16 protein-coding genes are annotated in these 21,626 nt (G+C 72.0%); 15 read left to right on the top strand and 1 reads right to left on the bottom strand.

Annotated features, from left to right (window positions below):
- The first annotated feature begins 31 nt into the window (after positions 1-31).
- The 14 genes from ACWDD9_RS08410 (at position 32) to ACWDD9_RS08345 (ending at position 17,001) form a co-directional block, all read left to right on the top strand.
- On the top strand, positions 32-2,278 hold the full coding sequence (locus ACWDD9_RS08410; RefSeq protein ID WP_449811149.1) for a penicillin-binding transpeptidase domain-containing protein: 2,247 nt from the start codon (positions 32-34) through the stop codon (positions 2,276-2,278).
- 94 nt (positions 2,279-2,372) lie between these two features.
- A complete protein-coding gene (locus ACWDD9_RS08405; RefSeq protein WP_049658287.1) occupies positions 2,373-3,938 on the top strand; it encodes a UDP-N-acetylmuramoyl-L-alanyl-D-glutamate--2,6-diaminopimelate ligase in 1,566 nt (521 codons plus the stop codon).
- The gene (locus tag ACWDD9_RS08400) at positions 3,935-5,338 is read left to right on the top strand and encodes a UDP-N-acetylmuramoyl-tripeptide--D-alanyl-D-alanine ligase (protein WP_117487436.1); all 1,404 of its coding nucleotides are present in this window, start codon (positions 3,935-3,937) and stop codon (positions 5,336-5,338) included. Before ACWDD9_RS08405 ends, ACWDD9_RS08400 begins: the two co-directional genes overlap by 4 nt.
- On the top strand, positions 5,338-6,399 hold the full coding sequence (gene mraY, locus ACWDD9_RS08395) for a phospho-N-acetylmuramoyl-pentapeptide-transferase (protein WP_074000913.1): 1,062 nt from the start codon (positions 5,338-5,340) through the stop codon (positions 6,397-6,399). Before ACWDD9_RS08400 ends, mraY begins: the two co-directional genes overlap by 1 nt.
- Complete coding sequence (gene murD / locus ACWDD9_RS08390; RefSeq protein WP_449811148.1) at positions 6,396-7,859, top strand: UDP-N-acetylmuramoyl-L-alanine--D-glutamate ligase; 1,464 nt, start codon at positions 6,396-6,398, stop codon at positions 7,857-7,859. The genes mraY and murD overlap by 4 nt, the downstream gene beginning before the upstream one ends.
- A 91-nt stretch (positions 7,860-7,950) precedes the next feature.
- Positions 7,951-9,288: a putative lipid II flippase FtsW gene (ftsW, locus tag ACWDD9_RS08385; protein ID WP_375874002.1), complete on the top strand. Its 1,338-nt coding sequence runs from the start codon at positions 7,951-7,953 to the stop codon at positions 9,286-9,288.
- Positions 9,289-9,294: 6 nt separating this feature from the next.
- The gene (gene murG, locus ACWDD9_RS08380) at positions 9,295-10,401 is read left to right on the top strand and encodes an undecaprenyldiphospho-muramoylpentapeptide beta-N-acetylglucosaminyltransferase (RefSeq protein ID WP_049649525.1); all 1,107 of its coding nucleotides are present in this window, start codon (positions 9,295-9,297) and stop codon (positions 10,399-10,401) included.
- Positions 10,394-11,170, top strand: coding sequence for a cell division protein FtsQ/DivIB (locus ACWDD9_RS08375; RefSeq protein ID WP_117487434.1), 777 nt, complete (start codon positions 10,394-10,396; stop codon positions 11,168-11,170). Before murG ends, ACWDD9_RS08375 begins: the two co-directional genes overlap by 8 nt.
- Before the next feature lie 364 nt (positions 11,171-11,534).
- Positions 11,535-12,767, top strand: a complete 1,233-nt coding sequence (ftsZ, locus tag ACWDD9_RS08370) for a cell division protein FtsZ (RefSeq protein ID WP_049649527.1) — start codon at positions 11,535-11,537, stop codon at positions 12,765-12,767.
- The gene (gene pgeF, locus ACWDD9_RS08365; protein WP_181970547.1) at positions 12,764-13,495 is read left to right on the top strand and encodes a peptidoglycan editing factor PgeF; all 732 of its coding nucleotides are present in this window, start codon (positions 12,764-12,766) and stop codon (positions 13,493-13,495) included. The genes ftsZ and pgeF overlap by 4 nt, the downstream gene beginning before the upstream one ends.
- A complete protein-coding gene (locus ACWDD9_RS08360; RefSeq protein ID WP_079271769.1) occupies positions 13,495-14,283 on the top strand; it encodes a YggS family pyridoxal phosphate-dependent enzyme in 789 nt (262 codons plus the stop codon). The genes pgeF and ACWDD9_RS08360 overlap by 1 nt, the downstream gene beginning before the upstream one ends.
- A gap of 307 nt (positions 14,284-14,590) precedes the next feature.
- Complete coding sequence (locus tag ACWDD9_RS08355) at positions 14,591-15,208, top strand: cell division protein SepF (RefSeq protein ID WP_049649528.1); 618 nt, start codon at positions 14,591-14,593, stop codon at positions 15,206-15,208.
- Positions 15,209-15,307: 99 nt separating this feature from the next.
- Positions 15,308-15,589, top strand: coding sequence for a YggT family protein (locus ACWDD9_RS08350; protein WP_030060143.1), 282 nt, complete (start codon positions 15,308-15,310; stop codon positions 15,587-15,589).
- Between the two features lie 59 nt (positions 15,590-15,648).
- Entirely contained in the window at positions 15,649-17,001 is a 1,353-nt protein-coding gene (locus ACWDD9_RS08345) for a DivIVA domain-containing protein (protein WP_117487433.1), read from the top strand.
- 218 nt (positions 17,002-17,219) lie between these two features.
- Here ACWDD9_RS08345 and ileS read toward each other — a convergent pair whose 3' ends face one another.
- Positions 17,220-20,351 carry an isoleucine--tRNA ligase gene (gene ileS, locus ACWDD9_RS08340; RefSeq protein ID WP_449811147.1) on the bottom strand — a complete coding sequence of 1,044 codons (3,132 nt, stop codon included), beginning with the start codon at positions 20,349-20,351 and terminating at the stop codon, positions 17,220-17,222.
- Between the two features lie 698 nt (positions 20,352-21,049).
- Between ileS and ACWDD9_RS08335 the strand changes: the two genes are divergently transcribed.
- Positions 21,050-21,514, top strand: coding sequence for a TraR/DksA family transcriptional regulator (locus ACWDD9_RS08335; RefSeq protein ID WP_234348203.1), 465 nt, complete (start codon positions 21,050-21,052; stop codon positions 21,512-21,514).
- Positions 21,515-21,626: the final 112 nt, after the last annotated feature.

The following is a 21,626-nucleotide window of genomic DNA, read 5'->3' as shown; positions in this document are numbered from 1 at the left end:
AGGCGCCCGGCGAGCGCGGCGAGGTGGCCGCATGAGCACTCCACGTCAGCCGGGCGGGACCGGCGGTTCCGGCAGCGGCAACGGCCGCCGTCCGGTGCCCCGGGGCACCGCGCCGCGCGCGCAGTCCGCCGCCGGCCGCGGTCAGCCCACCAAGGCCCAGCCCGCCAAGGGGCAGCCGGCCAGGAGCCAGCCCGCGAAGGGCCAGCCCGCGCGCAGCCAGCCCGCGAAGGGCCAGCCCGCGCGCAGCCAGTCGGCCAAGGCCCAGCCCGCCAAGTCGGCCTCCGCCGGCCGTACCCCGCGGGCGCCGCAGCAGCGCCGCCCCGAGGGGCGCCCGCCGGCCCGCAGCCAGGCGGCGGTGCGCCCGAAGAGCCGTCCGCCGCTGCGCCCCAAGGCGCTCAAGCTGGCCGAGCCGAAGCGCCGGCTGCGGGTGATCTCCGTGGTGCTGTCGCTGGTGTTCTCCGTCTTCGCGGGCCGCCTGGTGCAGCTCCAGCTGGTGGACGCCGACGCGCTGGCCGCCGACGCCAACACCAACCGCTACATGAACATCCCGATCACCGCCGAACGCGGCTCGATAACGTCCTCCGACGGGGTCGCGCTGGCGGCCACCGTGGACGCGTACGACATCACCGCCGACCCGGCGATGTTCACCCCGGAGGCGACCGGCATCCCGGACGCGCCGGAGCAGGCGGCCGCGCTGCTGTCGCCGATCCTCGGCGTGCCCAAGGAGAAGATCGCCACCGACCTGCACACCCCCAAGACCCGCTACAAGCGGCTCGCGGCCCAGCAGACCCCGGCCGCCAAGAAGCAGATCAGCGACCTCAAGTCGGGCCTGGAGAAGCAGGCCGGCTCGCGGGCCTGCCAGGCCCAGAAGAAGCTGCTCGGCAAGCCCGCCGACCAGGGCGGGCGCACCCGGGTGGACAACGAGTGCGCCAACCCGCTGGCCGGGGTGTTCAACCGGGAGACCCAGAAGCGGATCTACCCGGCGGACGGCCTGGCCGCCAACCTGGTCGGCTTCGTCAACGCCGAGGGCGAGGGCGCCGGCGGCCTGGAGCAGCAGTACCAGAAGCTGCTGGCCGGCAAGGACGGCCACAGCAGCTACGCCCAGTCGGGCGGGCGGCTGGTGCCCACCGCCGGGGGCTCGATGGAGCCGGCCGTGCCGGGCGACGACGTGAAGCTGACCATCAACCGGGACATCCAGTGGGCCGCCCAGCGGGCGATCACCGACCAGGTGGCCAACTCCGGCGCGGAGAAGGGCTACGTGGTGGTCCAGGACGTGAAGACCGGCCAGGTCCTCGCGATGGCCACCGCGCCCGGCTTCAACCCGAACGACCTGAGCCTGGCCAAGCAGTCCCAGATGGGCAACCCGGCCCTGGTCGACGCGTACGAACCGGGCAGCACCGCCAAGCTGATGAGCCTGGCCGCGGTGCTGGACTCCGGCACGGCCAACTGGGACACCAAGGTGACCGTGCCCAACCGGCTGGTCCGGGCCGGGCAGCAGTTCAAGGACGACGTCGAGCACGGCGACTGGCACCTGACCCTGGCCGGGGTGCTCGCCAAGTCCTCCAACATCGGCACCATCGAGGCGGTCGAGACCCTCGGCGGCGGCGACCAGCTGAAGACCAACCAGGTGCTGGACGGCTACATGCGCAAGTTCGGGGTGGCCCAGCCGACCGGTCTGGGCTTCCCCGGGGAGACCTCCGGGATGCTCAAGAAGCCGGAGGACCTGGTCGCCTCGGAGAAGTACAACATCTCCTTCGGCCAGGGCCCGCTGCAGATGAACGCGCTCCAGGCCACCTCGGTCTACTCGACCATCGCCAACGGCGGGGTCCGGGTCGCGCCCAGCATCGTCCAGGGCGTCACCGACCCGAACGGCAAGTACGCCCCGAGCGCGCCGGGGGAGCAGACCCGGGTGGTCAGCCCGGAGACGGCCAAGACCCTCACCTCGATGCTGGAGTCGGTCGTCGACGACGAGCAGGGCACCGGCGGCAAGGCCGCCATCCCCGGCTACCGGGTCGCGGGCAAGACCGGCACCGCCGACCGGGGCGCCGCCGACGGCAAGGGCTACGACGGCTACACCGCCTCCTTCATCGGCTTCGCCCCCGCCGACGCCCCCCGCTACACCGTCTCCTGCACCCTCCAGGGCCCGGTCAACGGCCACTTCGGCGGCCAGCTGTGCGGCCCGGTGTTCAAGCAGGTGATGGAGTTCACCCTGAAGACCATGCAGGTCCCGCCGAGCGGCAGCCCGGCGCCGAACCTGGCCGTCGAGTGGAAGCCGTGAGCGCACGATGAGCAACGGACCGGCCGGGCCGGAGCACGGCGCGGCGGAGGGCCGGTTTGGCCCTGGACACCCTTCGGCGGATAGCCTTCCCGCCGTGCCGAAACCCGATCAAACCACCGTGAGTCCGCCCCGTCCGACCGGGACCACCGCCCTGCCGCTCGCCGAGCTGGCCGCCGAACTGGGCCTGCCGCCCGTCGAGGGCGGCGCCGTCACCGGCGTCACCCACGACTCCCGCGCGGTCCGTCCGGGCGACGTGTACGTGGCCTTCCCGGGCGCCAACCACCACGGCGCGGCGTTCGCCGGCAAGGCCGCGGAGTCCGGCGCGGTGGCGGTGCTCACCGACCCGGCCGGTGCCGAGCAGGCGGCCGCCACCGGCCTGCCGCTGCTGGTCGTCGACCGGCCGCGGGCCGTCATGGGCGAGCTGGCCGCGATCGTCTACGGCCGCCCCTCCCGGCGGCTGCTGATGATCGGGCTGACCGGCACCAACGGCAAGACCACCACCTCCTACCTGGTCGAGGGCGGCCTGCGCGGCGCCGGGCGCAGCCCGGGCGTGATCGGCACCGTCGAGATGCGGGTCGGCGAGGAGCGGATCAAGAGCGAGCGCACCACCCCCGAGGCCACCGACCTGCACGCGATCCTCGGCGTGATGGCCGAGCGCGGCGCCGACGCGGTGACCATGGAGGTCTCCAGCCACGCCCTGGTCTTCGGCCGCACCGACGGGGTCGCGTACGACGTCGCGCTGTTCAACAACCTGACCCCCGAGCACCTCGACTTCCACCCGGACATGGAGGACTACTTCCAGGCGAAGGCCCGGCTCTTCCAGCCCGGCAAGTCCCGCCACGGCGTGGTCAACCTGGACGACGAGTACGGCCGCCGGCTCGCCGCCGAGGCCAAGATCCCGGTGACCACCTTCTCCGCGACCGGCGCCGCCGCGGCCGACTGGCGGGCCGTGGACGTCCGGCTCGGGCCGGTCGGCTCCACCTTCAAGGTGCTGGGCCCGGACGGCGCCGAGGCCGAGGCCTCCGTCCCGCTGCCCGGCCCGTTCAACGTCGCCAACGCGCTCGCCGCGATCACCCTGCTGGTCGCCGCCGGCCTGCCGCTGGAGCGGGCCGTGGCCGGCGTCGCCGCCGTCCCCGGCGTGCCCGGCCGGCTGGAGCGGGTGGACGCCGGACAGCCGTTCGTCGCCGTCGTCGACTACGCGCACAAGCCGGACGCCCTGCAGGCCGTCCTCGCCTCGCTGCGCGAGGTCACCGAGGGCCGGCTGCACGTCGTGGTCGGCTGCGGCGGCGACCGCGACCCGCACAAGCGCGGCCCGATGGGCGCCATCGCCGCCCGTCTCGCCGACACCGCCCTGCTGACCAGTGACAACCCGCGCAGCGAGGACCCGCTGGCGATCCTCGCCACCATGCTGACCGGCGCCGCCGCGGTGCCCGAGGCCGAGCGCGGCGACGTCCTGGTCGTCCCCGACCGGGCCGAGGCGATCGGCCTCGCCGTCGCGCGCGCCCGGGCGGGGGACACCGTGCTGGTGGCCGGCAAGGGCCACGAGCTCGGCCAGTACGTACGAGACGAGATCCGCCCCTTCGACGACCGGGAGGTGCTGCGCGAATCCATCGCGCGGACCACGGCCGCACGGGGCGACCGAGGAGTAGAGCAGCAGTGATCGCACTGACCCTCGCCGAGGTGGCCGCCGCCGTCGGAGGCACGCTGGACGGCGCCGACCCGGACGCCCTGGTCACCGGCCCGGTCGAGGTCGACTCGCGGAAGGTGGCCCCCGGCGGCCTGTTCGCGGCCTTCGTCGGCGAGCACGTGGACGGCCACGACTACGCGGCCAAGGCGGTCGGGGACGGCGCTGTCGCGGTGCTGGCCTCCCGCCCGGTCGGCGTGCCCGCCGTCCTGGTCGACAGTGTGGTGGAGGCGCTCGGCCGGCTGGCCCGCGCCGTGGTCGCCCGCGCCGGGGGCACCGCCGTGGTCGCGCTGACCGGCTCGGCCGGCAAGACCAGCACCAAGGACCTGATCGCCCAGCTGCTCCAGCGCCGCGGCGAGACCGTCTACCCGCCCGGCTCGCTCAACAACGAGATCGGCCACCCGATGACCGCGCTGCGGGTCGAGGCCGGCACCCGGCACCTGGTCATGGAGATGGGCGCCCGGCACAAGGGCGACATCGAGTACCTCACCTCGATCACCCCGCCCCGGATCGGCGTGGTGCTCAACGTCGGCACCGCCCACGTCGGCGAGTTCGGCTCCCAGGAGGCGATCGCCGAGGCCAAGGGCGAACTGGTGGAGTCGCTGCCCGCCGACGGCGCCGCGATCCTCAACGCGGACGACCGGCTGGTGCGCGCGATGGCCTCCCGTACCAGGGCGAAGGTGGTCCTGTTCGGGGAATCGCCGGACGCCCACGTCCGGGCCACCGACGTTCGCCTGGACGCCACCGGGCGGCCATCGTTCACGCTCACCACCCCGGCCGGTTCCGCGCCCGTGCAGCTGCGCCTGTACGGTGAGCACCACGTCTCGAACGCCCTCGCCGCCGCAGCGGTGGCGGTGGAGCTCGGGATGTCCGTCGACGACACCGCGGCAGCCCTGGGCGAAGCGGGTGCGCTGTCCCGCTGGCGCATGGAGGTCGTCGACCGGGCCGACGGTGTCACCGTCGTGAACGACGCCTACAACGCGAACCCCGACTCGATGCGGGCCGCGCTGCGGGCGCTCGTCTCGATGGGTGGCCGGGGCCCGGAGCGCCGCCGCACCTGGGCGGTGCTCGGCGAGATGCGGGAGCTCGGCGAGGACAGCCTGGCCGAGCACGACGCCATCGGGCGGCTCGCCGTCCGGCTGGACGTCACCAAGCTGGTGGCGGTCGGCGGACGCGAGGCGGCCTGCATGGAACTCGGCGCGAGGAACGAAGGTTCGTGGGGTGAGGAGTCGGTGCTGGTGTCCGACGCGGACGCGGCGGTCGAGCTGCTGCGCAGTCAGCTGCGGCCGGGGGACGTGGTCCTGGTGAAGGCTTCCCGTTCGGTGGGGCTGGAGAAGGTGGCCGAGGCCCTCCTGACGGACGGTGTGGCCGCCTGATGAAGCAGATCCTTTTCTCCGGGATGATCGGTCTCATCCTGTCGCTGCTCGGCACCCCCGCCCTGATCAAGGTGCTCGCGAAGCACGGCTACGGCCAGTACATCCGGGACGACGGCCCCAAGGCGCACCACAGCAAGAAGGGCACGCCCACCATGGGCGGCATCGCCTTCATCCTGGCGACCCTGATCGCGTACTTCGCCACGAAGGCGATAACGGGCGAGAGCCCGACCGCCTCCGGGCTGTTGGTGCTCTTCCTGACCGCGGGCCTCGGCCTGGTCGGCTTCCTGGACGACTACATCAAGGTGGTCAAGCGCCGCTCGCTGGGCCTGCGGGCCAAGGCGAAGCTGGCCGGCCAGTCGATCGTCGGCCTCGGGTTCGCCATCCTGGCGATGCAGTTCCCGGACGACCGCGGGCTCAACCCGGCGTCCCAGAGCCTGTCCTTCGTCCGGGACTTCAAGTGGGCGATCGGACCCGTCCTGTTCGTCATCTTCGCGTACTTCATGATCGCCGCGATGTCGAACGGCGTGAACCTGACGGACGGTCTGGACGGCCTGGCCACCGGCGCCTCGGTGATGGTCTTCGGTGCCTACACCTTCATCGGCATCTGGGAGCACACCCAGAGCTGCGCCTACGCGATCACCGCGACCGCCAACTGCTACGACATCCGGGACCCGCTGGACCTCGCCGTCGTGGCCTCCGCCCTGATGGGCTCCTGCTTCGGCTTCCTGTGGTGGAACACCTCGCCCGCCAAGATCTTCATGGGTGACACCGGCTCGCTCGCCCTCGGCGGTGCCCTGGCCGGTCTGGCGATCTGCTCCCGCACCGAGCTGCTGCTCGCCCTGCTCGGCGGCCTCTACGTGATCATCACCCTCTCGGTGATCATCCAGGTCGGCTCCTTCCGGATGACCGGCAAGCGCGTCTTCAAGATGGCGCCGTTGCAGCACCACTTCGAACTCAAGGGCTGGACCGAGGTCCTGATCGTCGTCCGGTTCTGGATCATCCAGGGCCTGTGCGTCGCCGTCGGCCTCGGCCTGTTCTACGCGGGATGGGTGACCGGATGACCGACCCCGACCTGACCACCCCGGCCCCGGCCAACCCGGACTTCGACGGCCTGCCGGTCGCCGTCGCCGGGCTCGGCGTCTCGGGCATCAGCGCCGCGCGCGTCCTGCACGGCCTCGGCGCCCGGGTCACCGTGGTGGACGGCGGCAGCGGCCCCGGCCTGGCCGCCCGGGCCGCCGAGCTGGAGGCGCTCGGCGTCACCGTGCGGCTCGGCGACGGCGCGAGCCTGCCCGAGGGCACCGAACTGATCGTCACCTCGCCCGGCTGGGCGCCGGACAGCCCGCTGTTCGCCGCCGCCGAGGCGGCCGGGGTGCCGGTCTGGGGCGACGTCGAGCTGGCCTGGCGGCTGCGCAGGCCGCTGCCCGGCACCGGCGAGCCCGCCCCCTGGCTGGCCGTCACCGGCACCAACGGCAAGACCACCACCGTCCAGATGCTCGCCTCGATCCTCACCGCCGCCGGCAAGCGCACCGCCGCCGTCGGCAACGTCGGGGTCTCGGTCCTGGACGCGGTGCTCGCCGAGGAGCCGTACGACGTGCTCGCCGTCGAGCTCTCCAGCTACCAGCTGCACTGGGCGCCCTCGCTGCGCCCGCACTCGGCCGCGGTGCTCAACCTGGCGCCCGACCACCTCGACTGGCACGGCTCGATGGAGGCGTACGCCGCCGACAAGGGCCGGATCTACGAGGGCAACACGGTCGCCTGCGTGTACAACCTGGCCGACCCGGCCACCGAGGCGCTGGTCCGCGAGGCCGACGTCGAGGAGGGCTGCCGGGCGATCGGCTTCGGCCTCGGCGCCCCCGGCCCGTCGAACCTCGGCGTGGTGGACGGGCTGCTGGTGGACCGCGCCTTCGTCGAGGACCGGGCCAAGAACGCGGCCGAGCTGGGCGCGGTGTCGGACGTGAACCCGCCGGCCCCGCACAACATCGCCAACGCGCTCGCCGCGGCGGCGCTGGCCCGGGCGTACGGCGTCGAGCCGAAGGCCGTCCGGGAGGGCCTGCGGGCCTTCCGCCCGGACGCCCACCGGATCGCCGAGGTCGGCGTGGTCCGCGAGGTCACGTACATCGACGACTCCAAGGCCACCAACACCCACGCGGCGGCCGCCTCGCTGGCCGCCTACCGGCCGATCGTCTGGATCGCCGGGGGCCTGGCCAAGGGCGCGACCTTCGACGACCTGGTGCAGGGCGCGGCCGAGCGGCTGCGCGCCGTGGTGCTGATCGGCCAGGACCGGGCGGTGATCCGGGAGGCGCTGGAGCGACACGCTCCGGATGTGCCGGTGATCGAGGCGGCCGAGGGCCAGACTGGCGCGGTGGCGATGGCCGAGGTCGTTCGAACGGCCGCGTCGCTCGCCCGATCGGGTGACACGGTGCTGCTGGCGCCGGCCTGCGCCTCGATGGACATGTTCACCAACTACGGCGAGCGCGGCGACCTCTTCGCGGCGTCCGTCCGGGAGCTGGCGGGCGAGTAGTCAGGCGGGTGGACGGGCCGGCGCGGGCGCGTCGGACGGAGAGAGTGAGCGGGGAGCGGTGGCGGGGCAGGGCAGAGCGGATTCCGGCGTTGTGAAGCGGGACGCCGCCGAGCCGATGAGGGTGATCTCCGCCACCACGACCAAGTACAAGTCGGCCGGTCCGCTGGCCCGTCTCCAGGCCTTCCGGGCCCGGTGGCGGTACTGGCTGGACCGGCCGCTCACCCCGTACCTGCTGGTGCTCGGCAGCACCCTGCTGCTGGTCGTGCTCGGCCTGATGATGGTCTTCTCGGCCTCGCAGATCCTCGCCCTGAACCAGCACCACACGGCGCAGTACTACTTCCTCAAGCAGCTGATCGCGGCCATCCTCGGCCTGGTCCTGCTGATCGGCTTCGCCTCCGTCCCGGTGGCGGTGCTGCGGGTGATCACCTACCCGGTGATGATCGCGGTGATCGGCGCCCTCACCCTGGTCGCCATCCCCGGCATCGGGGTGCGGATCAACGGCAACCAGAACTGGCTGGATTTCGGCTTCTTCCAGTTCCAGCCCTCGGAGTTCGCCAAGCTCGCGCTGGTGCTCTGGGGCGCCGACCTGCTCGCCCGCAAGCAGAAGGCCGGCACCCTCAACTCGTGGAAGCACCTGCTGGTGCCGCTGGTGCCGGGGGCCCTGCTGCTGCTCGCGCTGATCATGTTCGGCGGCGACATGGGCACCTCGATGATCCTGGTGGCGATGCTGTTCGCGCTGCTCTGGATGGTCGGCGCGCCGCTGCGGCTGTTCGTGGCCACCGTCGGGGTGGCGGTGGTGGTCTGCACCGCGCTGGTGGTCACCGTCCCGCACCGGGCCGAGCGGCTGGGCTGCATCGGCGTCACCAAGCTCGACCCGGAGGGCGCCTGCTTCCAGGCCCTGCACGGCGTCTTCGCGTTCGCCAACGGCGGCGGCTTCGGTACCGGCCTCGGCGCCGGCGTGGAGAAATGGGGCCAGCTGCCCGAGGCGCACACCGACTTCATCTTCGCCGCGACCGGCGAGGAACTCGGTCTGGTGGGGACGCTGTCGGTGCTCGGTCTCTTCGCGGCACTAGGCTACGCGGGTATCCGTGTGGCCATCGGTACGAAGGACCCCTTCGTCAGGTACGCCGCGGGAGCCGCCACCACCTGGATCATGGCGCAGGCCATGATCAACCTGGGGTCGGCGCTGGGACTGCTGCCCATCGCGGGCGTCCCGCTCCCGCTGTTCTCCTACGGCGGTTCCGCCATGCTGTCGGCCATGTCCGCGATCGGTGTGCTGCTGTGCCTGGCGCGCAGCACCTCGGGCGCGAAGGCGGCCCTGGCCGCCCGGAGCAAGAACTCCCGGATCAGGAGACAACTGGCCCGGGTGCTGCCACGACGACGAACCACAGCGCGCCCGGCCCCGGGGCCGGCACGCAGGGAGCGGTGAATTTCGGTGCATGTCGTACTCGCCGGCGGGGGGACCGCCGGTCACATCGAGCCGGCCATGGCCCTCGCAGATGCCCTCCGCAGGCACGACCCGTCCGTCGGGATCACCGCCCTGGGCACCGAGCGCGGACTGGAGACCCGACTGGTACCCGAGCGCGGCTACCAGCTCGAGCTCATCCCGGCCGTCCCGCTGCCCCGCAAGCCCACCCCGGAGCTGATCACCGTCCCCGGCCGGCTGCGCGGCACCGTCCGGGCCGCCCAGGAGATCATCGAGCGGGTCAACGCGGACGCCGTGGTCGGCTTCGGCGGCTACGTCGCGATGCCCGCCTACCTGGCCGCCAAGCGGGCCGGGGTGCCGATCGTGGTGCACGAGGCGAACGCCCGCCCGGGCCTGGCCAACAAGATCGGCGCCCGCTACAGCGACTTCGTGGCGGTCTCCACGCCGGACAGCAAGCTGCGCGACTCCCGGTACATCGGCATCCCGCTGCGCCGGACCATCGCCACCCTGGACCGCGGCGCGGCCCGTCCGGAGGCCCGCCAGTACTTCGGCCTCGACCAGCGGCTGCCCACCCTGCTGGTCTCCGGCGGCTCCCAGGGCGCCCGCCGGCTCAACGAGACGATCACCGCGATCGCCCCGCGGCTCCAGCAGTACGGCGTGCAGATCCTGCACGCGGTCGGCCCGAAGAACGAGCTGCCGCAGGTGGCGGACGTCCCCGGGATGCCGCCGTACCGCCCGGTGCCGTACCTGGACCGGATGGACCTCGCCTACGCGGCCGCCGACATGATGCTCTGCCGGGCCGGCGCCATGACGGTGGCCGAGCTGGCGGCCGTCGGCCTGCCCGCCGCCTTCGTCCCGCTGCCGATCGGCAACGGCGAGCAGCGGCTGAACGCCCAGCCGATGGTCAAGGCCGGCGGCGGTCTGCTGGTGGACGACGCCGAGCTGACCCCGGACTGGGTGCTGCAGAACGTGCTGCCGGTGCTCACCGATCCGCAGCGGCTGTGGGACATGAGCCGTTCGGCCGCCGAGTTCGGCCGCCGGGACGCCGACGACCTGCTGGTCGGCATGGTCTACGAGGCCATCCAGGCCCACCGCGGCGGCCGCCGCCGTGGCTGACGGCCGGCTCGCCGACCCGCTGGAGGAGGAGCTGGAGGTGGAGGAGTCCGCTCCCCGCCTCCGGCTCTCCCGGCGGGGCATCGTGGTGCTGGGCGCGCTCGGCGCCGCGGTGCTCGGCGTGCTGGCCTGGCTGGTGTTCTTCTCCTCGGTCCTGGACGTGCGCACCGTCGCCGTCCAGGGCGCGGGCGACGACAAGCTGACGCCGGACCAGGTCCGCGAGGCGGTCGGCGGGCTCGGCGACGGGCCGCTGGCGCGGGTGGATCTGGACGGCGTCCGGCACCGGGTGGAGGGGATCCCCCGGGTGGCCAGGGCCGAGGTGTGGCGGGGCTGGCCGCACACCCTGCGGGTGAAGGTCGTCCAGCGCACGGCGGTGGCCGCGGTCAAGGGGGACGACGGCCGGTTCACCCAGGTCGACGCCGGGGGCGTGAGCTTCGCCACCGAACCGGCCCCGCCCGAGGGCGTCCCGGTGGTCGAGCTGCGACTCAGTCAGCAGGCGAACGACGTCGACGGGGTGATCTCCCGTCCGCAGCTGGTGCAGGGCGCGGTGGCGGTGGCCGCCGGGCTGCCGCCGGAGGTCGCCAAGCGGGTCGGCTCGGTGCTGGTGCACTCGTACGACGACATCCAGTTGCAGCTCAGCGGGGGTGTGACGGTGCGTTGGGGGAGTCCGGAGCAGATCGACCGCAAGGCCCGGGTCCTGGTCGCGCTCCTGAACCAGAAGGGCACGAACTTCGACGTGACGGCGCCGGAGGCGCCGGCGGTGTCGGGATGATCCGGTAGGTTCTCTGCCTGAGGGAGGGGTTGACGCCTTGAAGTGTCGGCCCGACTCTTGGTGGTCACCCCCGGTTTCCTAAGCCGGCCGATGATCACATAGGCTCAAAAGAAAAAGGGAAGCTCGGCGTGTTCGTTGAAACGCGTGCCTGGAGCCACCTAGTGTCCTGTGTCACCAGACTGTGTTTCCTGGTGATGTGACGGAGACACAGAACTAACCCTAAAGGTCAAGTTTAGGGTTGGGGTCGGCGGTCGGCATTTCGGACATTCAGTCAGAAACCAGGCTCCCTACCCATCGACATCCGTCGGTACGGCCCCGCCCCGGGTCGGGCCGACCCGGAAATTCGAGGCGAGAGGCCTTCGACGTGGCAGCACCGCAGAACTACCTCGCAGTCATCAAGGTCGTCGGAATCGGCGGCGGTGGTGTCAACGCCATCAACCGGATGATCGAGGTCGGTCTCAAGGGCGTCGAGTTCATCGCGATCAACACCGATGCGCAGGCCCTCCTGATGAGCGACGCCGACGTCAAGCTCGATGTGGGCCGTGAACTCACCCGGGGCCTCGGCGCCGGCGCCAACCCCGAGGTCGGCCGCAAGGCCGCCGAGGACCACCGCGAGGAGATCGAGGAGGTCCTCAAGGGGGCCGACATGGTCTTCGTGACCGCCGGCGAGGGCGGTGGCACGGGCACGGGCGGCGCGCCCGTCGTCGCCAACATCGCGCGCTCGCTGGGCGCCCTGACGATCGGCGTGGTCACCCGCCCCTTCACCTTCGAGGGCCGCCGCCGGGCCAACCAGGCCGAGGACGGCATCGCCTCCCTGCGCGAAGAGGTCGACACCCTCATCGTGATCCCCAACGACCGGCTGCTGTCCATCTCGGACCGCCAGGTCAGCGTCCTCGACGCGTTCCGCTCGGCCGACCAGGTCCTGCTCTCCGGTGTCCAGGGCATCACCGACCTGATCACCACCCCGGGTCTGATCAACCTCGACTTCGCCGACGTCAAGTCCGTCATGTCGGACGCCGGTTCGGCGCTCATGGGCATCGGCTCGGCCCGCGGTGAGGACCGCGCCAAGGCCGCCGCCGTGATGGCGATCTCCTCGCCGCTGCTGGAGGCCTCGATCGACGGCGCCCGCGGCGTGCTGCTGTCCATCTCGGGCGGCTCCGACCTCGGCCTGTTCGAGATCAACGAGTCGGCCCAGCTGGTAAGCGAGGCGGCGCACCCCGAGGCGAACATCATCTTCGGTGCGGTCATCGACGACGCGCTCGGCGACGAGGTCCGGGTCACCGTCATCGCGGCCGGCTTCGACGGCGGGCAGCCGCCGGCGATCGTCCGCGACCCGGTCGTCAAGTCCACCACCCCGGAGCGCCCGGCCACCCCGCCGGCCGCCCCGGAGCGCCCGGCCGGCCGCCCGTACGGGACGATCGGCTCGGTGACGTCCCGTTCGGAGGGCGAGTCCTCGACCACCACGTCGAGCCGGAGCGCCGAGACCTCGACCACCACGACCGCCTCCGCCCCGGTTCCGCCGCAGGTGCAGCCGGCCCGGCAGCCGTTCGTGGAGAGCCCGGCCGAGGAGCTCGACGTCCCGGATTTCCTTAAGTGATCGATCACGCGATCCGCGCGGGTGCTCACTTCGCCTTCACCTCACGGTGGGGCGGGGTGAGCACTTCGCCGTACGGGGAGCTCAACCTCGGCGGCGCGGTGGGGGACGACCCGGAGGCCGTGCGGGAGAACCGGGCGCTGGCCGCCCGGCGGCTGGGGCTCGACCCGGCCGACGTGGTGTGGATGAACCAGGTGCACGGCGCCGAGGTCGCGGTGGTGACCGAGCGCCAGCCGCTCGGGCAGGCCCCGACGGTGGACGCGGTGGTCTCCGACCGGCCGCTCGCGCTGGCGGTGCTGACCGCCGACTGCACCCCGGTGCTGCTGGCCGATCCGGTGGCGGGCGTGGTGGGCGCGGCCCACGCGGGCCGGCCCGGGCTGGCGGCCGGGGTGGTGCCCGCGGCCGTCCGGGCGATGGTCGAACTGGGCGCGGAGCCCTCGCGGATCACCGCCGCCACCGGGCCCGCGGTCTGCGGCCGCTGCTACGAGGTGCCGGCCGAACTGCGCGCCGAGGTCGCCGCGGTGGTGCCGGAGGCCTTCGCCGAGACGTCCTGGGGGACTCCGGCCCTGGACGTGCCGGAGGGAGTCGCGGCCCAGCTGGCCGCGGCGGGGGTCAAGGAGCTGGTGAGGTCACCGGTCTGCACCCTCGAATCCGCCGATCACTACTCCTATCGCCGCGAGCAGCGCACCGGCCGGCTCGCGAGCTACGTCTGGTTGGGCTCTGATCACTGATGACGAACGACATCTACGGACCGTTCCCGGGGAGCGCCGCGTTCGTGGCGGCGCTGACGGAGGGCCAGCGGGCCCGGTACGAGGAACTCGGCACCAACCTCGACGTGGTCGAGCGCCGGATCGCGGACGCGTGCGCGGCCGCCGGGCGCGCCCGGAGCGAGGTCACCCTGGTCGTCGTCACCAAGACCTACCCCGCCGAGGACACCGCGCTGCTGGCCGGACTCGGTGTGACGGACGTCGCGGAGAACCGTGACCAGGACGCCGCTCCCAAGGCGGAGCAGTGCAGAAACCTTCCTCTTGACTGGCACTTCGTCGGCCAGCTGCAGACCAACAAGGTCCGCTCGGTCGTCCGGTACGCGAACCACGTGCACTCGGTGGACCGGCTCCGGCTGGTCCAGTCGCTCTCCGCGGCGGTGCTCAAGTCGGAGCGCCCGGAGCTGGGTTGCCTGGTACAGGTGGCGCTGGACAAGGCGTACGGGGAGGGTGAGCACCGGGCGGGGGTCGCGCCGGAGGACGTCGCGCAACTGGCCGACGCGATCGCCGACACGCCCGGGCTGCGGCTGGACGGTGTGATGACCGTCGCTCCGCTGGCGGGCCCGCTGGCCGGGGATCCGGCCCGCGCCTTCGATCGGCTGACGGAAATCGCAACCGCCGTACGGGCGGACCATCCGGCTGCCACCATGGTCTCCGCAGGGATGAGCGGCGACCTTGAGCAGGCGATTGCCGCCGGAGCGACACATGTGCGCGTCGGAACGGCGGTACTCGGAGTGAGGTCACCCCTCAGGTAACGTCACCGGGTAAGTAGATCAGACAGCAGGACAAAATAGGACAGAATCTAGCAGCTCTTCGGAGCGCTAGCGAACCGTGGATCGCAGCTCCGCGGCCCCCACTCCACGAAACTGACCGGCCGTCGGGCTGACGCGCCGTCGTGGAGGGGCCGCGGAATCCGCAGGCAGGGCCGTCATGTGCCCGGGTTGCCGGGACGGAGCCGGTCCTGACGGAGCGAGCGGAGCGAGCGACCATCAGAAGGTGCGCGCATCGCGAAGCCCGCCACCGAGCGTCAGCGAGGTGGCTATGAGCGGAGGAGACAGGAGCATGGCCGGCGCAATGCGCAAGATGGCGGTCTACCTCGGCCTCGTGGAGGACGAGACGTACGACGGCCAGGGGTACGACCCCGACGACGACTACGACGCGGACCCCGAGCCGATCCGGACGGGCCAGCGGACCGAGGACATCCCCCGGCCGGCCCCGGCTCCGGTGGCCGCCGCGCCCGCTCCGGTCTCCTCGATCGCCCCGCAGCCGGTGCCCGCGGCGGTGCCGATCCGACAGGAGACTCCGAGGATGGCCCCCGTGTCGTCCATCACACCCGAACGTCGCCACAACCTGGAGAAGAGCGCACCGGTGATCATGCCCAAGGTCGTGAACGAACGAGAGCCCTACCGCATCACCACGCTGCACCCCCGGACCTACAACGAGGCCCGTACCATCGGGGAACAGTTCCGCGGCGGCACCCCCGTGATCATGAATCTGACGGAGATGGACGACACCGACGCGAAGCGCCTCGTAGACTTCGCCGCTGGACTCGTCTTCGGTCTGCACGGCAGTATCGAGCGCGTGACACAGAAGGTGTTCCTGCTGTCGCCTGCTAACGTCGATGTCACGGCGGAGGACAAGGCTCGGATCGCCGAGGGTGGGTTCTTCAACCAGAGCTGACCCGGCCACGACTTTACGTGTGGATCTGATCAACAGTGGTTTAGCGACAGGTGACGAGCGGCAGGCCCGAGGGATCGGGACCGGGGAGAGGGAAACGCGATGGACATCGTGTGGGCGGTGCTCTACTACGCCCTGACCGTCTTCCTGGTGTTCCTGCTCGTACGACTGGTCATGGACTGGGTCTTCCAGTTCGCGCGTTCGTGGCGGCCCGGCAAGGCCATGGTCCTGGTCCTGGAGGCCACGTACACTGTCACGGATCCGCCGCTCAAGCTTCTTCGGCGGCTCATTCCGCCGTTGCGTTTCGGGGGCGTGGCGCTCGACCTGTCCTTCTTCGTACTGATGATCATTGTGTATGTCCTGATCTCGCTTGTGCACCCCTAGTCGTAGGTGAGCGATGCGACAGGATGCCGGTGTGCCGACGATCACGTTGAGGTGAAGAGATGCCATTGACCCCCGAGGACGTTCGGAACAAGCAGTTCACGACCGTCCGCCTGCGTGAAGGCTATGACGAGGACGAGGTCGATGCCTTCCTCGACGAGGTCGAGGCGGAGCTGACCCGCCTCCTCCGGGAGAACGAGGACCTGCGCGCCAAGCTGGCCGCGGCGACTCGTGCCGCCGCGCAGAACCAGGCCAACCTGCGCAAGGAGCCGCAGCAGGACGCGCCCCGACAGGGCGGCGCTCCGGTGCCGGCCGCCATATCCGGTCCGCCGGTCCCCGGCCAGCAGGGTCCGGGCGGCCCGCAGCAGATGGGCCCCGGTGGTCCGCAGCAGATGGGTCCGGGTGGTCCGCAGCAGATGGGCCCCGGCGGCCCGCAGCAGCAGATGGGCAACCAGCCCCTCGGCCTGCCCGCCGGATCCGCCCCGCAGCTTCCCGCTGCCGGCGGCCCGCAGCAGCAGCAGATGAACCAGACCATGGGCGGCCAGCAGCAGCTGGTCCAGCCGATGGGCGGTCAGATGCTCCAGCCCATGGGCGGTCCCGGTGGCCCGCAGCAGATGGGCAACCCGATGGGCCAGGGCATGGGCCAGCAGCAGATGCAGCCGATGGGCGGCCCCATGGGCGGCCCGCAGCAGCAGCAGATGCAGCCGATGGGCGCCCCGATGCAGCAGCAGGGCCCCGGTGGCGACAGCGCGGCCCGCGTGCTGGCGCTCGCTCAGCAGACCGCCGACCAGGCGATCTCCGAGGCCCGCTCCGAGGCCAACAAGATCGTCGGCGAGGCGCGCAGCCGGGCCGAGGGCCTGGAGCGCGACGCCCGTGCGAAGGCCGACGCGCTGGAGCGGGACGCGCAGGAGAAGCACCGCGTCGCGATGGGCTCGCTGGAGTCGGCGCGGGCCACGCTGGAGCGCAAGGTCGAGGACCTGCGGGCGTTCGAGCGTGAGTACCGCACCCGTCTGAAGTCGTACCTGGAGACCCAGCTGCGTCAGCTGGAGTCGCAGGCCGACGACTCGCTCGCCCCGCCGCGGATCCCCGCCACCGCGTCGCTGCCGCCGGCGGCCTCGTCGATGGCTCCGGCCGGTGCCGGCGCGATGAGCGGCGGTGCGCCGAGCTTCGGTGGCGGCCAGCCGTCCTTCGGGGGCAACTCGCCGTCCTTCGGCGGGAACAGCTCCTTCGGTGGCAACTCCTCGGCGCCGAGCTTCGGCGGCCAGTCGACCGGTGGCAACAGCGGTGCTCCGCAGATGCAGCCGGCCGGGATGACCCAGCCGATGGCGGCCGTCCGTCCGCAGCCGCCGCAGCCGATGCAGCAGGCTCCGGCGCCGATGCGGGGCTTCCTGATCGACGAGGACGGCGACAACTGAGGTTGTAGCAGCGCTTTCCGAGAGCGCCCCCTTTCCGACCCACGGGTCGGGGAGGGGGCGCTCTTCTGTGTGGGGGGCGTGCGGGGAGGGGAAGCGCTGCGGCCGGGGGCGTGGGGAACCGGGCGGGGGCGTGCGGGAGTCGGGGTGGCTGCGGGGCGTGGGCGGGTACGGCGAAGCCGCCGTCACCCCGGGGTGACGGCGGCTTCGTTGTCGGGCGGTCAGGCCTTGCGGAGCTGGAAGGCCAGGCCGAGCGACTCGTCGGCGAAGGTCTCGGACTCCCAGTCGGCGGCACCGGCGGCGAAGTCGGTGGCGAGGACCTCCTCGGCGACGAGGGGACCGTGCTCGGCGATCGCCTCGGCGGTCTCCTCCGAGGCGGCGCGCCAGCGCAGGACGATGCGGTCGGCGACGTCCAGGCCGGAGTTCTTCCGGGCCTCCTGGATCTGGCGGATGGCGTCGCGGGCGATGCCGAGCCGCTTGAGCTCCGGGGTGATGGCCAGGTCGAGGGCGACGGTGGCGCCGGACTCGTTGGCGACGGCCCAGCCCTCGCGCGGGGTCTCGGTGATGATCACCTCGTCCGGGGAGAGGGTGACCGTCTCGCCGTCCAGCTCGACCGAGGTCTCGCCGGTGGCGCGCAGTTCGGCGGCCAGGCGGGCGGCGTCGGTGGCGGCGACCGCCTTGGCGACGTCCTGCACGCCCTTGCCGAAGCGCTTGCCCAGCGCGCGGAAGTTGGCCTTGGCGCTGGTGTCGACCAGCGAGCCGCCGACCTCCGCCAGCGACTCCAGGGTGGAGACGTTGAGCTCCTCGGCGATCTGCGCGCGCAGGTCGGCCGGCAGCTCCTCCCAGCCCTGGGCGGCGACCAGCGCGCGGGACAGCGGCTGACGGGTCTTCACGCCGGACTCGGCGCGGGTGGCCCGGCCCAGCTCGACCAGGCGGCGGACCAGCGCCATGTGCTTGGAGAGCTCGGTGTCGATCAGCGACTCGTCGGCCTCCGGCCAGGTGGCCAGGTGCACCGAGGCCGGGGCCTCCGGGGCGACCGGGACGACCAGGTCCTGCCAGACCCGCTCGGTGATGAACGGGGTGAGCGGGGCCATCAGGCGGGTGACCGTCTCCAGCGCCTCGTGCAGCGTGGCGAGCGCGGCGGCGTCGCCCTGCCAGAAGCGGCGGCGGCCGCGGCGGACGTACCAGTTGGACAGGTCGTCGACGAAGCCGGACAGCAGCTTGCCGGCGCGCTGGGTGTCGTACGCCTCGTAGGCCGCGTCGACCTCGCGGACCAGGGTGTTCAGCTCGGAGAGCACCCAGCGGTCCAGCTGCGGGCGGTCGGCCGGGGCCGGGTCGCTCGCCGAGGGCGCCCAGTTCGAGGTGCGGGCGTACAGGGCCTGGAAGGCGACGGTGTTCCAGTAGGTGAGGAGGGTCTTGCGGACCACCTCCTGGATGGTGCCGTGGCCGACCCGGCGGGCCGACCAGGGCGAGCCGCCGGCCGCCATGAACCAGCGGACGGCGTCGGCGCCGTGCTGGTCCATCAGCGGGATCGGCTGGAGGATGTTGCCCAGGTGCTTGGACATCTTGCGGCCGTCCTCGGCCAGGATGTGGCCCAGGCAGACGACGTTCTCGTAGCTGTTCTTGTCGAACACCAGGGTGCCGATCGCCATCAGCGTGTAGAACCAGCCGCGGGTCTGGTCGATCGCCTCGGAGATGAACTGCGCCGGGTAGCGCTTCTCGAACAGCTCCTTGTTCTGGTACGGGTAGCCGTACTGGGCGAACGGCATCGAGCCCGAGTCGTACCAGGCGTCGATGACCTCGGGCACGCGGGTGGCGGTGCCGCCGCAGTCGCGGCAGTCGAAGGTCACCGCGTCGATGTACGGGCGGTGCGGGTCGAGGCCGCTCTGGTCGGTGCCGGTGAGCTCGGACAGCTCGGCCAGCGAGCCGACGCAGGTGAGGTGGCCCTCCTCGCAGCGCCAGATCGGCAGCGGGGTGCCCCAGTAGCGGTTGCGGCTGAGCGCCCAGTCGATGTTGTTGTTCAGCCAGTCGCCGAAGCGGCCGTGCTTGACCGTGTCCGGGAACCAGTTGGTGGCCTCGTTCTCACGGATCATCGCGTCCTTGACGGCGGTGGTCCGGATGTACCAGGACGGCTGCGCGTAGTAGAGCAGCGCGGTGTGGCAGCGCCAGCAGTGCGGGTAGCTGTGCTCGTACGGCAGGTGGCGGAAGAGCAGGCCGCGCTCCTTGAGGTCCGCGACCAGGTCCTCGTCGGCCTTCTTGAAGAACTGGCCGCCGACCAGCGGGACCTCGGGGGCGAAGGTGCCGTCGCCGAGCACCGGGTTGACCACCGGCAGGCCGTACCGGCGGCAGGTCGCGAGGTCGTCCGCGCCGAAGGCGGGGGACTGGTGGACGATGCCGGTGCCGTCCTCGGTGGTGACGTACTCGGCGGTGACGACGTAGTGGGCGTTCTCGATCTCGACCAGGTCGAAGGGGCGGCGGTAGGTCCAGCGCTCCATCTCGGCGCCGGTGAAGGACTCGCCGGTGGTCTCCCAGCCCTCGCCGAGCGCCTTGGCGAGCAGCGGCTCGGCGACGACGAGCCTCTCGTTCCCGTCGGTGGCCACCACGTAGGTGACCTCCGGGTGGACGGCGGCGGCGGTGTTGGAGACCAGGGTCCACGGGGTGGTGGTCCAGACCAGCAGGGCGGCCTGGCCGGCCAGCGGGCCGCTGGTCAGCGGGAAGCGGACGAAGACCGAGGGGTCGACCACGGTCTCGTAGCCCTGGGCCAGCTCGTGGTCCGAGAGGCCGGTGCCGCAGCGCGGGCACCAGGGGGCGACGCGGTGGTCCTGGACCAGCAGGCCCTTGTCGAAGATCTGTCGCAGCGACCACCAGACGGACTGGACGTACGACGGGTCCATCGTCCGGTAGGCCTCGTCGAGGTCGACCCAGTACCCCATGCGGGTGGTCAGCTCGGTGAAGGCGTCGGTGTGGCGGGTGACCGACTCGCGGCACCTGGCGTTGAACTCGGCGATGCCGTACGCCTCGATGTCCTGCTTGCCGGAGAAGCCCAGCTCCTTCTCGACGGCGAGCTCGACCGGCAGGCCGTGGCAGTCCCAGCCGGCCTTGCGGGCGACGTGGTAGCCCTTCATGGTCCGGAAGCGCGGGAAGACGTCCTTGAAGACGCGGGCCTCGATGTGGTGGGCGCCGGGCATGCCGTTGGCGGTCGGCGGGCCCTCGTAGAACACCCACTCGGGGCGGCCCTCGGACTGCTCCAGGCTGCGCTGGAAGATCTTGTTGTCCTGCCAGAACGACAGGATCTGGTGCTCCAGGGCAGGCAGATCCACCTGCGCGGGGACGGGGTTGTAGGTGCTGGCCATCGCGGCGTCTACCTCCGGCGGATGCTGGGACTGGATCCTCCGGAGGGACGAGACGGACCAGGCCGCCCCGCGGTACCACCCTCCTTGGCCGCGGTACTGCTGTTCGCGGCCCTCTTGTTTGGGCTTGCTGCCGGGTCTAGTGGGCCGCTGCGGCATCGCGGCGGCCGTTCTTCCGGCGGCTCCGGGGTGATCTTCCCGCCGTGCACACCCCCGGGCTCGCACCGTCCCCGGGTCGCTGGTGGCTGCGTACGTCGGTACTCGTCCCATCTGCGCCTTGCAGGCCCAGTGTATCGGCCGGGCGAGTCGGTTTGTCCAAAGCGTTTCCCGGCGGGCGGTCCGCGGGCGCGCCGGCGGGCGCCCCGGGAGTGCTCCGGCCATGCTCCGGGAGCGCTTCGGGAGCACTCCGGGGGCGTGCGGCGGCGGAGGTTAGCCGGAGTCGATCTGGGCACAAATCCATGAGCGCACGGGGCGTGACGGTTGGGGCGGCTGCCTGGGTGGGAACGTTATGAGGCGTCGGTATGTCATGTTGTGACCGGTTTTGATCGGGATTATCGTTCCGGCACTGGAAGCCGCCGGGAACCGGCGGCTCGATTCGTTCGTAGATGGGGTCGAAAGCCATGGCTGAGAAGGGAACCGGCGCGGGTACCGCCACCAAGCGGGCACGCAAGGCCGTGGCGGTCGACCCAGGGGAGGGGACCGTGACCACTACCGCACCGAAGAACGGCACCGACACCGTCACCGCGCCGCGCGGCGCCGAGTCCGTGGACCCGGCCACGCTGCCGGTCCGGCCGGGCGAGGACCCGTGGACCACCGAGGAGGTCCACGAGCTGCACGACGAGCTGATCAGCGAGCTGGACCGGCTCCGCAGCGAGATCGACGCCGCCGAGGCGGCCATCTCCGGCCTGATGCGCGACTCCAACGACGGGGCCGGCGACGACCAGGTGGACGCCGGTACGAAGAACATCTCGCGGGAGAGCGAACTGGCGCTGGCCAACAACGCGCGCGACAGCCTGGCGCAGACCGAGCGCGCGCTGGAGCGGCTGGAGGGCGTCGGCTTCGGCACCTGCGAGTCCTGCGGGCAGGCCATCGGCAAGGCCCGGATGCAGGCCTTCCCCCGGGCGACGCTCTGTGTGCAGTGCAAGGCCAAGCAGGAACGCCGCTGACCAGGGCGGCCGGAGGGACGCGAGGGGTCGGGCTTGCCGTACGCTCGACCCCGTAACGTCGCCTGAAGGATGCCGCCTGACGCGTTCGTGAACGCGGGCAGGCCATCACCGG

The sequence above is a fragment of the Kitasatospora sp. NPDC001119 genome (assembly GCF_053598475.1).
This window is presented reverse-complemented; position numbering and strand designations above follow the sequence as displayed.